Below are 15,405 nucleotides of genomic sequence, written 5' to 3'. Positions count from 1 at the left end.
TTGCAACATCAAATTGTAGTTAATTTCTAGAGAGCAAAATTAGAGAGCAAAGCTTTTTCGGTTAATGGTAGGGGTGGGCTATCGGTACTTTGCGGTACTTTGGAGCTGTCTGTAATAGCTCAAGTGATATGGTAGCGTACAGCATGGATATAGGTTCTAGGGAAAAGAAGAGCGCTTTGTAAGTAGAATCAGAATATCAGATTACTGTTGTACGGAGTTACCTATAGAGTGCACCACCCAATCCTTATTATTGTTTTTTTTGTTTTCTCCCTGAATGTGTGGGGGCAAGACTCTGAATATCGTAGTGATATACTTGTACCGGAATTACGGCATGCCGACAACTTGGTGCTGTGGTCTGCGTTTGGTGGTTACAATTCTTTTGATTCGCTTAATGAACAGTATCGACATCAATTTGGGCAAGAATTGTCGATTGTCTTTTTTGGTGTGGAAGATCTTAAGGGCGATTTATTATTTGCCGCTGATGCTGAAATTTTGCCCGACGCCGTTATTGTTCCTTCCGATTTTCTTGGACTTCATCAGGATTATCGTTTCCAGGCTATTGATAAAGAGAATTTTCCTCAATCTGAACGAGGCAATTCGAAAGATGCTTATTTTGGCTACCCCATAACCACGGGTAATTTTTTGTTGCTCTACTACAACAAATTATTGGTTAGTAACCCTGCTAGTTCTTGGGATGAACTGTTTCAACAAGCTCAACAACTCAGTGAAAAGGGCATACAGGCCATTACGTGGCAGTATCGAGCCCCATTTTATTTTTTGCCATTCTACTATGCATTTGGCGGCAATATTGAGACAAATGAGGCGTTGAAACTAAACAACGAAGCAATGCTTTCTGCTCTGAAAAGTTACAAAGAAATTGTTGAGCAAGCAGATTTAATCAGGTTTTGTGGCAGAAGCTGCGACTCATTTGATTTTCTTAATGGGCAAGTTGCTTACACCATTGATGGCGATTGGAACTATCGAGAGTTTAAGCGCGCACTAGGTGATAATCTTGGTGTTGCGGCTATTCCTGCCATTAAGGGGCATGCTGTAAGGGGGCTTTCTTCTAATTATGTTATTGCCTTTCCGAAGAACAAAAAAGAGAGTGAAGCCAATAGAAAGCAAAAAATGAAATCGCTCATTGAGTTCTTTAATAAGGATAAAACACAAACTCATATTTTTCACGAATACGGCCTATATCCGGCGTCTATTGATCCAAATAGTAAACTTAACAAGCGAACAAGCGAATTTGAAAGTCAGTTTTTTACCTTGCTGAATGACTCAATCTCCATACAGTCACATGCTTCAATTAGCTTTATGTGGAGTGCATTAAGTAACAATGTCCTGGCCGTGTTACAAGATCAGATCGGCATTGAAAAAGCGGCATACAATATCGACGCCGAAACTCAAGAGCTTGCCGGCAAGTTCGAGCAGCTGCGTAGCCAGAAAAGAGTGTTGAAGTGATGTCTGCCTCTTATTCTCATCCAATGACATCATTACAAAAATTCTATCTGGTAGGTGCGGTTATCTGTGCACTGATTGTCGCTTTATCAACAGCCGGTATCTTTGGTGCTCAGCAAAATTTAAAAGATATGGAAGAGCAAAGAAATGTCACGCTTAAATTAACCGAAGAACTACACCAAAGTACCAATGATCTGACCAATATGGCTAGAGCTTATATTTCTAATGGTGAAGTAAGATTAAAACACTATTTCGATATTATTCTTGCCATTAGAAATGGTCAGATGCCTCCGCCAGAGAATTATCATCCTTCATTTTGGGAAATTGCATCGTCTGGGGTTGTTGATTATGTGCCTTCAACCACAGTGAGCCCTAAAAGTTTGCACGAAAGGTTGCTGGAACAAAATTTAACGCCAAAAGAATATGAGCTTATTCGTACCGCACAACATCGTTCTGATGCTTTAGCGCTACTTGAGAGCTTAGCCTTTGAAATAGTTAGTCGTGCGGAGACCGATCCAACAGAGCAGCAGGCTCTGATGTTGTCAGGGCAGAGTAACCAGAATCGTGCTATTCGGCTACTTAATGGTATCGCCTATCGCCAGGCTAAGGCCAATATTCTGCAACCTGTTGCGGAAGCAACACAGCTTATTCATAACCGTATTGCGCTGGAGTCTCAGAAAGAATTAAGAAATATGGGGTTTTCAGCCATTGCTTGTCTGGTTTTCTTTGTCTTGCTGATTTATTGCTGTTTCAGGATCTTTACCAGCATGAGAAGGATTGAAAGCCAGCTGGCACTATCTACATTAGCTGCTGAATCGGCGAATAAAGCGAAGTCTGATTTTCTGGCTAACATGAGCCATGAAATTCGAACGCCGATGAATGCGATTTTGGGAGCCTTGCAAATTATCCTGCATAAAACCGAGAAGTCAGAATATCGGACATTGGTTAAAAACTCTCTCGTTTCTTGCCAGAGCTTGCTTACCATCATTAATGACATTCTGGATTACTCCAAAATGGAAGCGGGGAAGTTGTCATTGGAAGAAGTGCCATTTAAGTTCATTGATGTGTGTGAATTAATCATTTCTGATATGACTCCGCTAGCTGTGAAAAAGTCAGTGAAATTGGAATTGATTGTTAGCCCAGACTTTAAGGATGGTTGGCTGGGAGATCCGGTCAGAATTAAGCAAATTTTGCTTAATCTGGTGTCTAATGCTGTGAAATTCACTTTGCAAGGTAAGGTATCCATTATTGTTCAGTCTCCTTCAAACATGAATGAAAATGGATATCAAAGTTTGCGCTTTTCCGTAAAAGACACGGGTATTGGTATGTCCGAGGAGGTGATTTCTCGGGTGTTTAACCGTTTTGAACAGGCTGATAGTTCTACAACAAGGCAATTTGGCGGTACTGGCCTTGGCATGTCGATTACCCAAAAATTGATTGAAATGATGCAAGGGGAGTTAGATGTTTCCAGTCAGCAGGGGGTTGGAACCGTATTTGAGGTGATTCTTCCACTTCAAACCTGTGCTGTGATTGAAGAGGATGACAATACCGTTCAGGATGAAATGGATACTGTGCCACAGTTGTCAGGGAAGAAAATACTGGTTGCCGAGGATAATGAAATTAACCAAATGGTCATTGAATCCATGCTATCAGCCACTCAGGCGACCATTAAAATTGCGAGTAACGGTAAGGAGGCTTATGAGTTGTTTGAGTCGTTCCAACCGGATTTGATACTGATGGATATTCAAATGCCCGTGATGGATGGATTTGAATCATTGTATTTATTACAGCAGAGCAATTTAAGAATACCTGTCATTGCCCTTACCGCTAATGTTATGTCTGATGATGTCAAGACTTATGAAGCGGCCGGTTTTACCGATCATATCGGTAAACCGATTCTGTTGAATCATTTGCATTCTAAGCTAGCGAAATACCTTTTATAGCTCTTAGGGGCTCCAATTATTTGATCTTACCCCTTGTCTTCGTTTGAGCCCTGATTTTTGTTCTGAGAGCCTTCATTTTTCTGTTTTTCTTGCTCAAGATCTTTAAGAGAAGGCATTTTCATCTTTGCGGTTTTTTTAACAAGCATAATGTTGCTTACGATTATTCCTAACGCAATCACAATAATGGCGATAATCCACCCGGTAGACATTAGATGACTCCTTTGTTCAAAATATAACGATGGTAGATGTCTGGCAGGTTTTCCAGAATGGTTGATTTACCTAAAATATCCATTTTTTCAATCTGTTGCTGTAATTTTTCAAGCGTCAATTCTGCCAGAATTTTATCGGCTATCGGCTTAAAACTAATATGCCAAGGTTCTCTGGCGATACCGCCAACATCATCAATGTAAGGGAAGTAAAAACCAAATTCGTGAGAGTGATGTTGCATCCATTGAAACAAGGGATAGCAGGGCGCGCCGGGAGCATACTCAGCTTCAATTAATTGCAATGTCTGGTTAGCATTTGACATGGCTGTTGCGTCATACACATCAAGATCTGTGCCCCAATGATGTCGGCTGGCTCCAGGCAAGGCGGAAAAAATGAGGATGGTGTGTAGCTTTTCTTCATTTGAGAGGGTATGAGCATCGACTAATTCAGTTTTGCGGTTATATAGAGGACGCTCACCTCGCCATTTGGCATTCCAAATGGCGAGCTGTTGCTCAACGCTTCTATAGCTACTGACAATATCAATATGAACGCCTGAACTTAACGCTACTTCACGCATAGTCAAAAAGCGTTTGTATGCTTCTGGATGTAAGCGATGTTTTTCGTCAATGATCGTTAAGTTATCAGGTGTCAGCATGTTTTATTCCCAAGCGATTTTATACCGACATTAAACAAGCAGACGTTTCATAATGGCTTCATAGGTTGTTGCCAGAGAATCCAAATCTGCCATTTTTACACATTCGTTGATCTTGTGAATGGTAGCATTTACTGGCCCTAACTCTACTACCTGAGCGCCAGTTGGAGCGATAAAACGACCATCGGAAGTGCCGCCTGAAGTGGATAAATCGGTGTCGATCCCTGTCACTTCTTTAATTGCACTTTGTGTCGCGTTAACCAAATCTCCAGCAGTGGTAATGAATGGCTGACCGTTGAACGTCCATTTTATTTCATAATCCAATTCATGGCTGTCCAGAATGTCGGTCACTAATGTCATAAGATGTTCATTGGTCACTTCGGTTGAAAAGCGGAAGTTAAAGCAAACATCAATATGCCCAGGAATAACATTGCCTGCGCCAGTACCCGCTCTGACATTGGAAATTTGAAAGCTGGTTGGTGGGAAAAACTCATTACCGTTGTCCCAGTGCATTTTTGCCAGTTGATCCAATGCCGCAGCGACTTCATGAACCGGATTTTTAGCCAAGTGAGGGTAGGCCACATGGCCTTGGATACCGTAAACGACAAGGTCGCCAGTGAGTGAGCCGCGTCTTCCTACTTTTACCACATCGCCCATTTTTTCGGTGCTTGAAGGTTCACCGACGATACACCAGGTGATTTTCTCATTTCGCGCTTCTAAAGTTTCAATAACCTTGGGCGTTCCATTGATAAAAGGGCCTTCTTCATCACTGGTGATTAAAAACGCGATGCTGCCTTTGTGTTCTGGGTGTTGAGTGACAAAGCGCTTGGTTGCAACCAACATGGCTGCCAGACTGCCTTTCATATCAGCAGCGCCACGACCATAGAGAAAACCATCCTTTTCAGTGGCTTCAAAGGGGGGCGTGTGCCATTTTTCTTCTGGGCCCGATGGTACAACGTCGGTATGCCCAGCAAAGCAAAATACAGGGCCTTCAGTGCCTTTTCGCGCCCACAAATTGGTTGTGTCGTGAAAAACCATAGATTCGATATCAAAACCCAAAGGACGAAGATAATCGGCCATCATTTCCTGACAACCTTCATCTAACGGGGTAACAGAGCGACGATTAATGAGCGCTTTGGTCAATTCAACTACTTCAGACATTAGGCAAATTTGCTCGCATATTCAGATTCTTTAAAACCAATCGCAATGTCGCTTTCACTTTGTACGATAGGGCGTTTAATCATTGCCGGATGTTCCATTAACAAAGCAAGGGCTGATTCATTATCAATATTAGCCTTCTTATCTTCTGGAAGCTGGCGGTAGGTAGTGCCTTTTTTATTTAAAATGATTTCCCAGCCGTGTTCAGCAAGCAAGGATTTTAACCAATCCTGATCCAGACCATCAGCGCGATAATCATGAAATTGATAATCAATATTTTGAGATTCAAACCATTTGCGGGCTTTTTTGATGGTGTCGCAGTTTTTAATACCAAATACAGTGATCATAAATATTAAGTGAGGTTCCGGAGATGATGTTTGTGGTGTGTATAGGTTATAGCAGAAGGGATAGAATGCAACGGCAAGTTTTTACTTGTCTGCATGAACAAGAATAAAGAAAAAGGGAAAGAGAAATTTTCTCTATCGGACATTACAAATGTAAATAGAAGATGTGATCTTCCAAAGCCAGCACCTGTCGAAAATTGGGTTCAATGCCCTTTATTTTTTGGCTATTAAGCACGGTAACAGGGCATAGGATTGAATCTAGCTGAGCTTTCATTTTTCGCAGGTCAAAATCAAGAATATGCTCACCTTTACGTACCAGATCACCTTCTTTGACATGAAATTTAAATCCTTCACCCATCAGCCGTTCAGTGCCAATTCCCAATTGAATTAATAGCTGTAGCCCGTTGGATGCTCGCAGTCGTATTTGCTCGCCCGTGGCTGGGAGTAGATCGATTTTGCAGTCAAAGGGAGTGAAAAGTTGATATCCGCTTGGCTCTATTGCAATGCCTTCGCCCAATAACCGTTGTGAGAATATTTTTAAAGGAACGCTATCTAAAGGCTTAACCCGACCATTGAGAGGGCTGGGAATTGCTATTTTTCTGCTTTGTTCCGGGTTTTTTACTGAATGAACAGGATCACTGCCAGAAAGGATTTGCTTGCTAAATAGGCTCATTACAGTATGACTTTATAACCACCGTTTTCCAGCGCTTTGGCGGCACTTCCCAGATTATGAGCTTTTACCAGGAAAAAGTCGGTCTCAAATGTTGATATAACAAAAATACTTATTTGCGCTTGAGCTAATACGTTGCCAATATCTGCCATGATCCCTACCATAGAGAGTTGCAGGGGGCCTAATACTTCCATGGCACACCAGCCACTGTCGCATTCTTCTGCGTCGATAGTGATGGTTTCGGGAAGCACCAGAGAAAGCTCTTCATTGGTTTTACCAATAAAATAAACCGATGCATTGAATACTTGCTTTGGAATGTCAGCATTGACATCAAGACTGTATATTGAAAACTGTTGAGGCAATACAGCTAATGTCTGTTTAGGCATAATTAATCCAACGTTGTAGTTATTTTATTTGTTGAGGCGCAATAACGACTTAAATCATCTGAAAGTCAGCGACCTTTTGCAAGTGTAGAATATTGGCGAATGTATATCTACGCCAGAATAGATATACACAAATGTTGTGGATAACCTTGGGGGTAAGCATGGTATTGTCTTGTAACTCAATGAAAAATAATAAAAATTCGTCTTGATCAGCTTTTGATCAACGAATAAAAAGCCAACAATAAAAGTTGTTTGAATAGTGATCAATCCAGATATGTAAGGGGGTAAGTGTTGAACTTGGATATTTATGCGGGGCCGGCTGCAATGGCTCAATTGCTGGATACTGGATTGGTTGCAGATGACTTTGACGTCATGTTAGGCGCTTCTGGCGGGCCTAAATGGTTTATTTTGGCTGGGCTGGATAAAGTGCTTGTGCCAGAATTTTTTAAAGGGCGTAGTAAGCCGCTTGATTTGGTTGGTTCTTCTGCGGGCGCGTTTCGCTTTGCCTGTCTTGCTCAAAGTTCACCTGCGGAAACGCTAAGTATATTAGCAGATAGATATTCTCATACGGTTTACAGTGAAAAGCCGGATATTCATGAAATTTCCGATAAAGCCGAGGCGCTATTATCTGAAATTTTGGCCGGTGACAGGCTAAACCAAATTGTGAATAACCCGGTATTTAAAGCTCACTTTATTGCTGTTCGTTGCCGTGGATTGACGGCGCGAGAAAGGCAACCCGGGTTAACGATGGGATTACTGGCAAGTGCGGCAAGTAACTCCGTAAAACGCAAGCATCTGGGCAATCACTATACTCGAGTTGTCTTTTCGCAATCTCAATCCGGGCTAGAGTTTAAAGATCCTTGCCATATACCTACTGAAATAGTTCCTTTAACTCCTGAAAATGTATTTGAATCGCTGTTGGCTTCTGGCTCAATACCCGGAGTATTAAGAGGAGTTGAAGATATCGAAGGGGCAAAAGAGGGCATGTACCGTGATGGTGGTATCATTGATTACCATTTTGATTTTTCTTTCCCGAATAGAAAAGGGCTTACCTTATATCCTCATTTTTATCCGAAACCTACGCCAGGCTGGTTCGATAAAATGAGCAAGCGTCGTCCACATGCATCCAGTTACGACAAAGTGGTTATTTTAGCTCCCAGTAAGCGTTTTGTTGCGCAACTACCTAAACGCAAGATTGCCGACAGAAAAGACTTTGAAAGCATGAGTGCTGAAGAGCGTATTCCTTATTGGCAAACGATTATTAAAGAAGGCGATAAACTGGCTCAGGACTTTATGGAACTGCTGGATCCGGTCAAGTTGCGCAAACGTATAAAACCTTTGCCCTTCAAGATGAAGTAGCACACAAACGCGGAAATTTAATGTGCGTTATCGTGCCGAGCGGTATGAAATTCTTGCGAATGATTACTAAATCATCAGAGAAACAAGGATGGCATAAAAACTACTTGCACCTTATAGGCGGCATCGTTATGATACGCGCCGATTCATTCAAGTGCGTCCGTAGCTCAGTTGGTTAGAGCACCACCTTGACATGGTGGGGGTCGGTAGTTCGAGTCTACTCGGACGCACCATTTCCAAATTCTTTTCAGATATCTAACCTCCAAGCCAGACAAAAGAAAATCATCGTTATTTTAAGCGTTGATGAATTTTCTCCGGTTGCTAGTCTCTAAATAGCGTAAAACTTCTATTGGTTTATTACGATGGAATGAAAACCAAGGGCAATATTTTTTTAAGTTGCCAGTGATTATTTTCGAATGAATGTTTAGATGCGTTTGTTGCCTGTTTTTTGTCGTCAGCTCTTTGTTGCTAGAATAGGCGGGCAATTAACGCATGAATTATATGATTAAGCCGCGAATTGTTTGTGAATAGACGCAGATCGTTTGAGCGGATATGTTTTATCACAAAAGAAACCTTATTTTATGGATTTTAAATCTCTGGGGCTTTCCGCTCCTTTACTTCTGGCGCTAGAACAACAAGGTTATAGCGATCCTTCTCCTATTCAACAAAAAGCCATTCCTTCCGTGCTGGAAGGTCGTGATGTCATGGCGGCAGCGCAAACCGGAACCGGTAAGACTGCGGCGTTTACTTTACCTATATTGCATAATTTGAGTGAGAAGGCGCATAAAGTTCATCACAATCATATTCGAGCTTTAATTTTGACGCCGACTCGAGAATTGGCTGCTCAGGTGGCTGATAGCGTCAACAAATACGGCAAGCAACTACCGCTAAATTACAACGTGGTATTTGGTGGTGTGAAAATCAATCCTCAGATGATGAAGTTACGTCGAGGCACTGATGTATTAATTGCAACGCCGGGAAGGTTGTTAGACCTGTACCAACAAAATGCCATCAAGTTTCAACAATTGGAAGTGTTGGTATTGGATGAAGCTGATCGTATGTTGGATATGGGATTTATCCACGATATCAAAAAGATATTGGCGTTGTTGCCTAAAAAGCGTCAGAACCTGTTGTTTTCGGCAACGTTTTCGGATGATATTCGAGAATTGGCAAAGAGCCTGGTGGTTGACCCGGTGGAAGTTTCTGTTTCTTCACCCAATACAACAGTTGATCGCATCGACCAATGTGTTCACCCGGTTGATAAAAGCGATAAAACAAAGTTGCTTTTGCATTTGATTAGTAGTGAAAACTGGTTTCAGGTTTTGGTGTTTTGTCGTACCAGGCATGGCGCTAATCGACTCGCTAAAACACTGGACAAAAAAGGCATTTCTGCGGCTGCGATTCATGGTGATAAGAGCCAGAATTCCCGTACCCGGGCGCTGGCTGACTTCAAACAGAACAAGGTGCAAGTGCTTGTCGCGACTGATATCGCTGCTCGAGGCATTGATATAGAACAATTGCCGCATGTGGTTAATTTCGACCTGCCGAACGTTTCAGAAGATTATGTACACCGAATTGGTCGTACAGGAAGAGCGGGCAAATCGGGAATGGCCATTTCTTTGGTTTGCAGTGAAGAAAGTGAACAACTGGCAGACATTGAAAAATTTATTAATTTAACGATCCCGCAAAAGGTGATTGAAGGATTCGAACCGACGGTTGCGCTAAAAGTAGTGAATAGCAAGAAAGCATCAAGTTCAAAACCGAAAAAGCCACACAAAGCCAAGCTTAGGAAAAAGCAGGGCGAATTTGCATGGCCTGCGACATCGCCGAAAGAGGGAAATGAATCAGTAAAATCAAAAACGGATCCAAAACCCGAGTCTCATAGAAAACAAGATTCTCGTACAAAAACAGACTCTCGTTCAAAACCTGCAAAGTGGCGTCGACCGCGTAAGCGTCCTGAAAGTCCATCATAAAGGCTTAATATGTCTGAAACCAAACCTACAGCGGCTCTGTTTGTTGATGTGCAGAATATTTACTATACCTGCCGCCAAAAGTACCAAAGGCAGTTCAACTATCGTTTATTGTGGCAAAAGTTGAGTGAGACTTATGAGTTAACGATTGCCAATGCGTATGCGATTGATAGCAACAATGATGGACAGCATAAGTTTCAAACGGCGCTACGTAGCATGGGCTTTAACGTAAAATTAAAGCCTTATATTCAGCGTAGTGATGGTTCGGCAAAAGGGGATTGGGATGTAGGAATAACCATTGATGTGATGGAAGCCGCTGCTCAGGTGGAAAATATCATATTAATGAGTGGTGATGGTGATTTCGACATGCTGCTGGAACATGTGGCAGAGAAATACCATGTACGTACCCATGTTATGGGAGTACAAGAGTTAACCGCTCGCTCTTTGATCAACAGTTGTAATGACTTTCAGATCATTGATGAAGAATATCTTCTGTAGACTCAATCTGCTGAATCAATAAATCTGCTCATCATCTGAATCCACATTTAACTGTATTTGGCGATGTAACTCGTCAACGTGGGTTCGTAAATGGATTGGGTTACAACAGTTGGGGCAATCTTCGTAATAGTCTTGATCGCCGTTGCTGGCGTCAATTTCCAGATGCACTCTATGACCACAATGAGGGCATTGGATATCGGTATACTTCAACTTCATAAACACACCTCGTTCAACAACTTAAACCGATGATTGTGATGGCGGTTAGCTTTCACGTAACTGAGCAATAATTGCTTTTGCATTTTCCAGGTAATGTCCTCCAAACAATAATGCATGATTGAGAATGTGGTAGAGCTGGTAGATAGACTTACGCAATGTGTATCCATCATTAAGAGGATATGTGGTGTTGTAGCCTTTATAAAATGAGGTATTAAAACCACCGAACAATTCGGTCATGGCAATATCTGTTTCTCTATCACCATAGTAGATGGCTGGGTCGAATAAAACAGGTTGAGCTTTATGAAAAGCTACATTTCCGCCCCATAAATCACCATGCATTAGCGAGATTACTGGATTGTGTCCGTCAAGTAAGGATGAAATGCACTTGCAAGTGTCATTGATATCTGCGACGGAATGTCCTTGTTTTTGAAGCAATTTCATTAAGTACCGAATGCGATATTCAATAAAAAACTCAGTCCAGTTTTGGCATGGGGTGTTGAGTTGTGGGGTTAAGCCAATGAAATTGTTGATATGCCAACCGCAGGTTTCTGAAGTCCATTGTTGATGCATGTTGGCGAGTTGTTGCCCGAAGGCAAACCAGTCATTCTTTGTTCCTTCCTGCATGGAGATGTATTCCAGCACTAAATAGCTTTTGTCTTCGATAATGCCTGAGCAAATTGGATGAGGGACAAAGAAGAGCTCTGTTTTGTTTAAATGCAACAATCCATCTATTTCGGCTTCAAATTGAGGCAATATATCCGGTGAATTGATTTTGACAAAAAAACGTTTTTTATCGTTACTGATTTTGAAGCAAGAATGAGTATCACCACCAGAGATATGTCGAATGTCGTCACAGACGAATTCGATATCTAGAGCGTCACTAATTTTTTCACTAATAAAATGCCACATAGTCATTACACAGTAGGCAAAGGTTTAATGGCTGTCATTACGACTTAAGACCAATAATATTTTGTTAGTATGGTACAAATTGTTGTGTTGTTGCGGGGATTCTCCGCAAATTTGCAGGAATTATTACTAACTTGTTGATGCTTTTTTAAATTTATTTTCATAAATTTGAAAGCTACCATGTGTTTTCTGTTTTAAAACTTCTCTTAAATGAGCGAAAGTCCGGAATATCTGCATTTCAGTGAGCATTCAAGGTAGTAATCAAAGCTCTAAATTGTTAATATCCGCCCGTTTTTTTAATCGATCGCAAATACTTCATTTTGCCAAATATTTTCGATTAGTTTTTTTTTAAAGAATTAACAAGTGGCGCTTGGTACGTGTCACCACTGTAAAAGGATTAAACATGCCTGTAATTACGCTCCCTGACGGTAGTCAACGTCAATTTGATAACCCTGTATCTGTAATGGACATTGCCAACGATATTGGCCCTGGTTTAGCCAAGGCAACCATTGCTGGGGAAATTGACGGTAATCTGATCGATGCTTGTGATTTAATTTCTGAAGACGCGTCTTTGCGTATCATTACCGCAAAGGATAAGGAAGGACTAGAAATTTTGCGTCACTCCTGTGCCCACTTATTGGGTCATGCTATCAAGCAATTGTGGCCTAATACCAAGATGGCTATCGGTCCGGTAATTGACAATGGTTTTTACTATGATGTTGATTTAGATGAGCCACTGCGTCAGGAAGATTTGGATAAGCTGGAAAAGCGCATGCTGGATCTGGCTAAAACCGATTACGATGTTATCAAGAAGAAAGTTTCCTGGCAGGAAGCGCGTGATGCGTTTGAAGCGCGAGGCGAAACTTACAAGATGGAAATCCTGGACGAAAACGTCAGTAAAGATGATCGTCCTGGTTTGTACCATCATGAAGAATATGTCGATATGTGCCGTGGCCCGCACGTACCTAATATGCGCTTTTGCCATAACTTTAAATTGATGAAGGTTGCGGGTGCTTATTGGCGTGGTAACAGCAACAACAAAATGTTGCAGCGTGTGTACGGTACGGCATGGGCTGATAAAAAAGAACTGAAATCCTACCTGGTGAAGCTGGAAGAAGCTGAAAAACGTGATCACCGTAAAATTGGTAAAGCGTTGGATTTGTTCCACTGGCAAGAAGAAGCCCCGGGTATGGTGTTCTGGCACAACGATGGCTGGACTATCTATAAAGAACTTGAAGCTTTTGTTCGTGAAAAGTTGTCTGTCTTTGATTATCAGGAAGTTAAAGGCCCATTGATGATGGATCGTGTTCTGTGGGAAAAGTCAGGGCATTGGGACAAATACGCAGAAAACATGTTCACGACACAGTCGGAACATAGAGAATATGCCGTTAAGCCAATGAACTGTCCGGGGCACGTGCAAATTTTCAATCAGGGTCTAAAATCTTATCGTGATTTACCTTTACGTATGGCAGAGTTTGGTAGCTGCCATCGTAATGAGCCATCTGGTTCTCTACATGGTTTGATGCGTGTTCGTGGTTTTACTCAGGATGATGCTCATATTTTCTGTACCGAAGAGCAAATTCTTGATGAAGTCAGCGGTTGTATCAAGATGGTTTACGAGACTTATCAAACCTTTGGTTTTGAAAAAATTGATGTGAAACTTTCCACTCGTCCTGAAAAACGTGTGGGTAGTGATGAAATTTGGGATAAAGCTGAGGAAGCCTTGGCAGAAGCTCTGAAGTCTAATGATATTGAGTTTGAATATCAGGAAGGTGAGGGCGCATTCTACGGGCCTAAGATCGAATTTACTTTGCACGACTGTTTGGATCGTGAATGGCAGTGCGGTACAGTTCAGCTCGATTTCTCTATGCCGGCAAGATTAGATTCCACTTATGTTGCTGAAGATGGAGAAAGAAAAGTACCGGTTATGATTCACCGTGCTATATTAGGCTCGCTCGAAAGATTTATTGGTATTTTAACTGAAGAGTATGCTGGTCATTTTCCACTTTGGTTGGCTCCGACTCAGGTCGTTATCCTGAATATTACCGATAAACAGGCCGAATATGTGCTTTCTGTTGCTGAAAAGTTACGGAAACATGGCATAAGAGTAAAAGCGGACTTGAGAAATGAAAAAATTGGCTTTAAAATCCGCGAGCACACGCTTAAGCGCGTTCCATATATGTTAGTGGTCGGAGATCAGGAAGTTGAGAGCAGTGAAGTGGCTGTTCGGACTCGTAAAGGTGAAGACCTTGGTAAATTCCACATTGACGATATAGTGAATAAACTGATTCAAGAAATTGAACAGAAATCATGATATTAACTTTTCTCGGAGGAATTGCTTATTAAAAGAAGCAACAACAAGGCTGATGCAAACAAAGAGTGCATCAACGATGAAATTACAGCAAGAGAGGTTCGTTTAATTGGAAAGGATGGGGAACAGGTCGGTGTTGTTTCTCTGACGGAAGCTTTAGAACGAGCTTCGCAGAGTGATATGGATCTGGTTGAAATTAGCCCTAATGCCACTCCTCCTGTCTGTAAAGTAATGGATTACGGTAAGTTTCTTTTCGAGAAAAGTAAGGCTCAGAAAGAGCAGAAGAAAAAACAGAAACAAATTCAGGTCAAGGAGATTAAATTTCGCCCTGGCACTGATATTGGCGACTACCAGGTAAAACTGCGCAACCTGCGTCGCTTTCTCGAAGGGGGTGATAAAGCCAAAGTTACGGTTCGCTTTCGCGGTCGTGAAATGGCTCACCAAGAGATCGGTATTGAACTTCTAAACCGTATTAAAACGGATTTGGAAGACATTGCTTCTTGCGAGTTTTTCCCTAATAGGGTAGAAGGTCGCCAGATGATCATGGTATTAGCCCCCTCTAAAAAGTAGGTGGTAAGGTCACTACAAGTATTAGATGTTCTTTTAGAACAGCTAATCACCTTGCAACCAGTTTGTAATTAGCAGCGTGTTATGCATGCTGCCTTAAAAATGCGGAGTATATACTCATGCCAAAAATGAAAACTAACCGCGGAGCCGCGAAGCGTTTTAGAAAAACTGCTTCTGGTGGTTTCAAAAGCAAGCAGTCTCATTTGCGCCACATTTTGACGAAAAAAAGCTCTAAGCGTAAACGTCATCTACGTGGTAAAAAATTAGTTCATGAATCGGATACTGCGTTGATTCAACGTATGATGCCTTACGTGTAACGGGAGACTGAATAATGCCTAGAGTAAAACGTGGTGTAGTGGCGCGTGCACGTCACAAGAAAGTACTGAAGCAAGCAAAAGGTTATTACGGCGCTCGTAGTCGTGTATACCGCGTTGCTTATCAAGCGGTAACTAAAGCGGGTCAATATGCTTATCGTGACCGCCGTCAACGCAAGCGTCAGTTCCGTCAATTGTGGATTGCGCGTATTAACGCTGCCGCTCGTCAGAACGGTATGTCATACAGCCGATTCATCAATGGTCTTAAGAAAGCATCTGTTGAAATCGATCGTAAGATCCTTTCTGACATCGCAGTCCATGACAAAGCAGCATTCACTGCTTTGGTTGAAACTGCAAAAGGTGCTTTGTAAGATTTGCATCTGTTGATGTGATTTTGAAAAAGGAGCGTTTAACGCTCCTTTTTTATATCTGTTGAAAAACTAAATTGA

At 41.8% G+C, this 15,405-nt stretch carries 17 protein-coding genes and 1 tRNA gene; 10 read left to right on the top strand and 8 right to left on the bottom strand.

Annotated elements, in window-relative coordinates; genetic code table 11:
- Positions 1 to 228: 228 nt before the first annotated feature.
- Positions 229 to 1,464 carry a sugar ABC transporter substrate-binding protein gene (locus tag KIH87_RS10965; RefSeq protein WP_232357921.1) on the top strand — a complete coding sequence of 412 codons (1,236 nt, stop codon included), beginning with the start codon at positions 229 to 231 and terminating at the stop codon, positions 1,462 to 1,464.
- A complete protein-coding gene (locus KIH87_RS10960) occupies positions 1,464 to 3,404 on the top strand; it encodes a hybrid sensor histidine kinase/response regulator (RefSeq protein WP_232357920.1) in 1,941 nt (646 codons plus the stop codon). The genes KIH87_RS10965 and KIH87_RS10960 overlap by 1 nt, the downstream gene beginning before the upstream one ends.
- Before the next feature lie 26 nt (positions 3,405 to 3,430).
- On the opposite strand, the gene KIH87_RS10955 is transcribed toward KIH87_RS10960, so the two are convergent.
- The 6 genes from KIH87_RS10955 to KIH87_RS10930 all read right to left on the bottom strand — a co-directional run bounded on the left by KIH87_RS10955 (position 3,431) and on the right by KIH87_RS10930 (position 6,821).
- Positions 3,431 to 3,613 (bottom strand): DUF2897 family protein, encoded by a 183-nt coding sequence (locus tag KIH87_RS10955; RefSeq protein ID WP_232357919.1) that lies wholly within the window; start codon positions 3,611 to 3,613, stop codon positions 3,431 to 3,433.
- A complete protein-coding gene (locus KIH87_RS10950) occupies positions 3,613 to 4,266 on the bottom strand; it encodes a M15 family metallopeptidase (RefSeq protein ID WP_232357918.1) in 654 nt (217 codons plus the stop codon). The genes KIH87_RS10955 and KIH87_RS10950 overlap by 1 nt, the downstream gene beginning before the upstream one ends.
- Positions 4,267 to 4,296: 30 nt before the next feature.
- Positions 4,297 to 5,424 carry a succinyl-diaminopimelate desuccinylase gene (dapE, locus tag KIH87_RS10945; RefSeq protein ID WP_232357917.1) on the bottom strand — a complete coding sequence of 376 codons (1,128 nt, stop codon included), beginning with the start codon at positions 5,422 to 5,424 and terminating at the stop codon, positions 4,297 to 4,299.
- Positions 5,424 to 5,768 (bottom strand): ArsC family reductase, encoded by a 345-nt coding sequence (locus KIH87_RS10940; protein ID WP_232357916.1) that lies wholly within the window; start codon positions 5,766 to 5,768, stop codon positions 5,424 to 5,426. The genes dapE and KIH87_RS10940 overlap by 1 nt, the downstream gene beginning before the upstream one ends.
- A 142-nt stretch (positions 5,769 to 5,910) precedes the next feature.
- Entirely contained in the window at positions 5,911 to 6,438 is a 528-nt protein-coding gene (locus tag KIH87_RS10935; RefSeq protein WP_232357915.1) for a PTS sugar transporter subunit IIA, read from the bottom strand.
- Positions 6,438 to 6,821 (bottom strand): ACT domain-containing protein, encoded by a 384-nt coding sequence (locus KIH87_RS10930; RefSeq protein WP_232357914.1) that lies wholly within the window; start codon positions 6,819 to 6,821, stop codon positions 6,438 to 6,440. Before KIH87_RS10930 ends, KIH87_RS10935 begins: the two co-directional genes overlap by 1 nt.
- A 285-nt stretch (positions 6,822 to 7,106) precedes the next feature.
- Between KIH87_RS10930 and KIH87_RS10925 the strand changes: the two genes are divergently transcribed.
- From KIH87_RS10925 to KIH87_RS10910, 4 genes are all read left to right on the top strand, one after another.
- Complete coding sequence (locus KIH87_RS10925; RefSeq protein ID WP_232357913.1) at positions 7,107 to 8,177, top strand: patatin-like phospholipase family protein; 1,071 nt, start codon at positions 7,107 to 7,109, stop codon at positions 8,175 to 8,177.
- A gap of 153 nt (positions 8,178 to 8,330) precedes the next feature.
- Positions 8,331 to 8,407: transfer RNA gene (locus tag KIH87_RS10920), tRNA-Val, on the top strand.
- A gap of 348 nt (positions 8,408 to 8,755) precedes the next feature.
- Positions 8,756 to 10,147, top strand: a complete 1,392-nt coding sequence (locus KIH87_RS10915) for a DEAD/DEAH box helicase (RefSeq protein ID WP_232357912.1) — start codon at positions 8,756 to 8,758, stop codon at positions 10,145 to 10,147.
- Between the two features lie 9 nt (positions 10,148 to 10,156).
- Positions 10,157 to 10,642, top strand: coding sequence for a LabA-like NYN domain-containing protein (locus KIH87_RS10910; protein WP_232357911.1), 486 nt, complete (start codon positions 10,157 to 10,159; stop codon positions 10,640 to 10,642).
- A 15-nt stretch (positions 10,643 to 10,657) separates the two neighbouring features.
- Here KIH87_RS10910 and KIH87_RS10905 read toward each other — a convergent pair whose 3' ends face one another.
- Both KIH87_RS10905 and KIH87_RS10900 read right to left on the bottom strand, forming a co-directional pair.
- Positions 10,658 to 10,858 carry a CPXCG motif-containing cysteine-rich protein gene (locus KIH87_RS10905; protein ID WP_232357910.1) on the bottom strand — a complete coding sequence of 67 codons (201 nt, stop codon included), beginning with the start codon at positions 10,856 to 10,858 and terminating at the stop codon, positions 10,658 to 10,660.
- 45 nt (positions 10,859 to 10,903) lie between these two features.
- Positions 10,904 to 11,773, bottom strand: coding sequence for a fructosamine kinase family protein (locus KIH87_RS10900; protein WP_232357909.1), 870 nt, complete (start codon positions 11,771 to 11,773; stop codon positions 10,904 to 10,906).
- A gap of 394 nt (positions 11,774 to 12,167) precedes the next feature.
- Between KIH87_RS10900 and thrS the strand changes: the two genes are divergently transcribed.
- The 4 genes from thrS (at position 12,168) to rplT (ending at position 15,327) form a co-directional block, all read left to right on the top strand.
- On the top strand, positions 12,168 to 14,078 hold the full coding sequence (thrS, locus tag KIH87_RS10895) for a threonine--tRNA ligase (protein WP_232357908.1): 1,911 nt from the start codon (positions 12,168 to 12,170) through the stop codon (positions 14,076 to 14,078).
- Between the two features lie 21 nt (positions 14,079 to 14,099).
- Complete coding sequence (gene infC, locus KIH87_RS10890) at positions 14,100 to 14,645, top strand: translation initiation factor IF-3 (protein ID WP_232357907.1); 546 nt, start codon at positions 14,100 to 14,102, stop codon at positions 14,643 to 14,645.
- Positions 14,646 to 14,761: 116 nt separating this feature from the next.
- Positions 14,762 to 14,959 carry a 50S ribosomal protein L35 gene (gene rpmI / locus KIH87_RS10885; RefSeq protein WP_232357906.1) on the top strand — a complete coding sequence of 66 codons (198 nt, stop codon included), beginning with the start codon at positions 14,762 to 14,764 and terminating at the stop codon, positions 14,957 to 14,959.
- A gap of 14 nt (positions 14,960 to 14,973) precedes the next feature.
- Entirely contained in the window at positions 14,974 to 15,327 is a 354-nt protein-coding gene (gene rplT / locus KIH87_RS10880; RefSeq protein ID WP_232357905.1) for a 50S ribosomal protein L20, read from the top strand.
- Positions 15,328 to 15,405 lie beyond the last annotated feature (78 nt).

This window comes from Paraneptunicella aestuarii (genome assembly GCF_019900845.1).
Taxonomy (GTDB): Bacteria; Pseudomonadota; Gammaproteobacteria; order Enterobacterales; family Alteromonadaceae; genus Paraneptunicella; species Paraneptunicella aestuarii.
The sequence above is the reverse complement of the archived record's forward strand: the minus strand, read 5'-3'. Positions and strand labels throughout refer to the sequence as shown.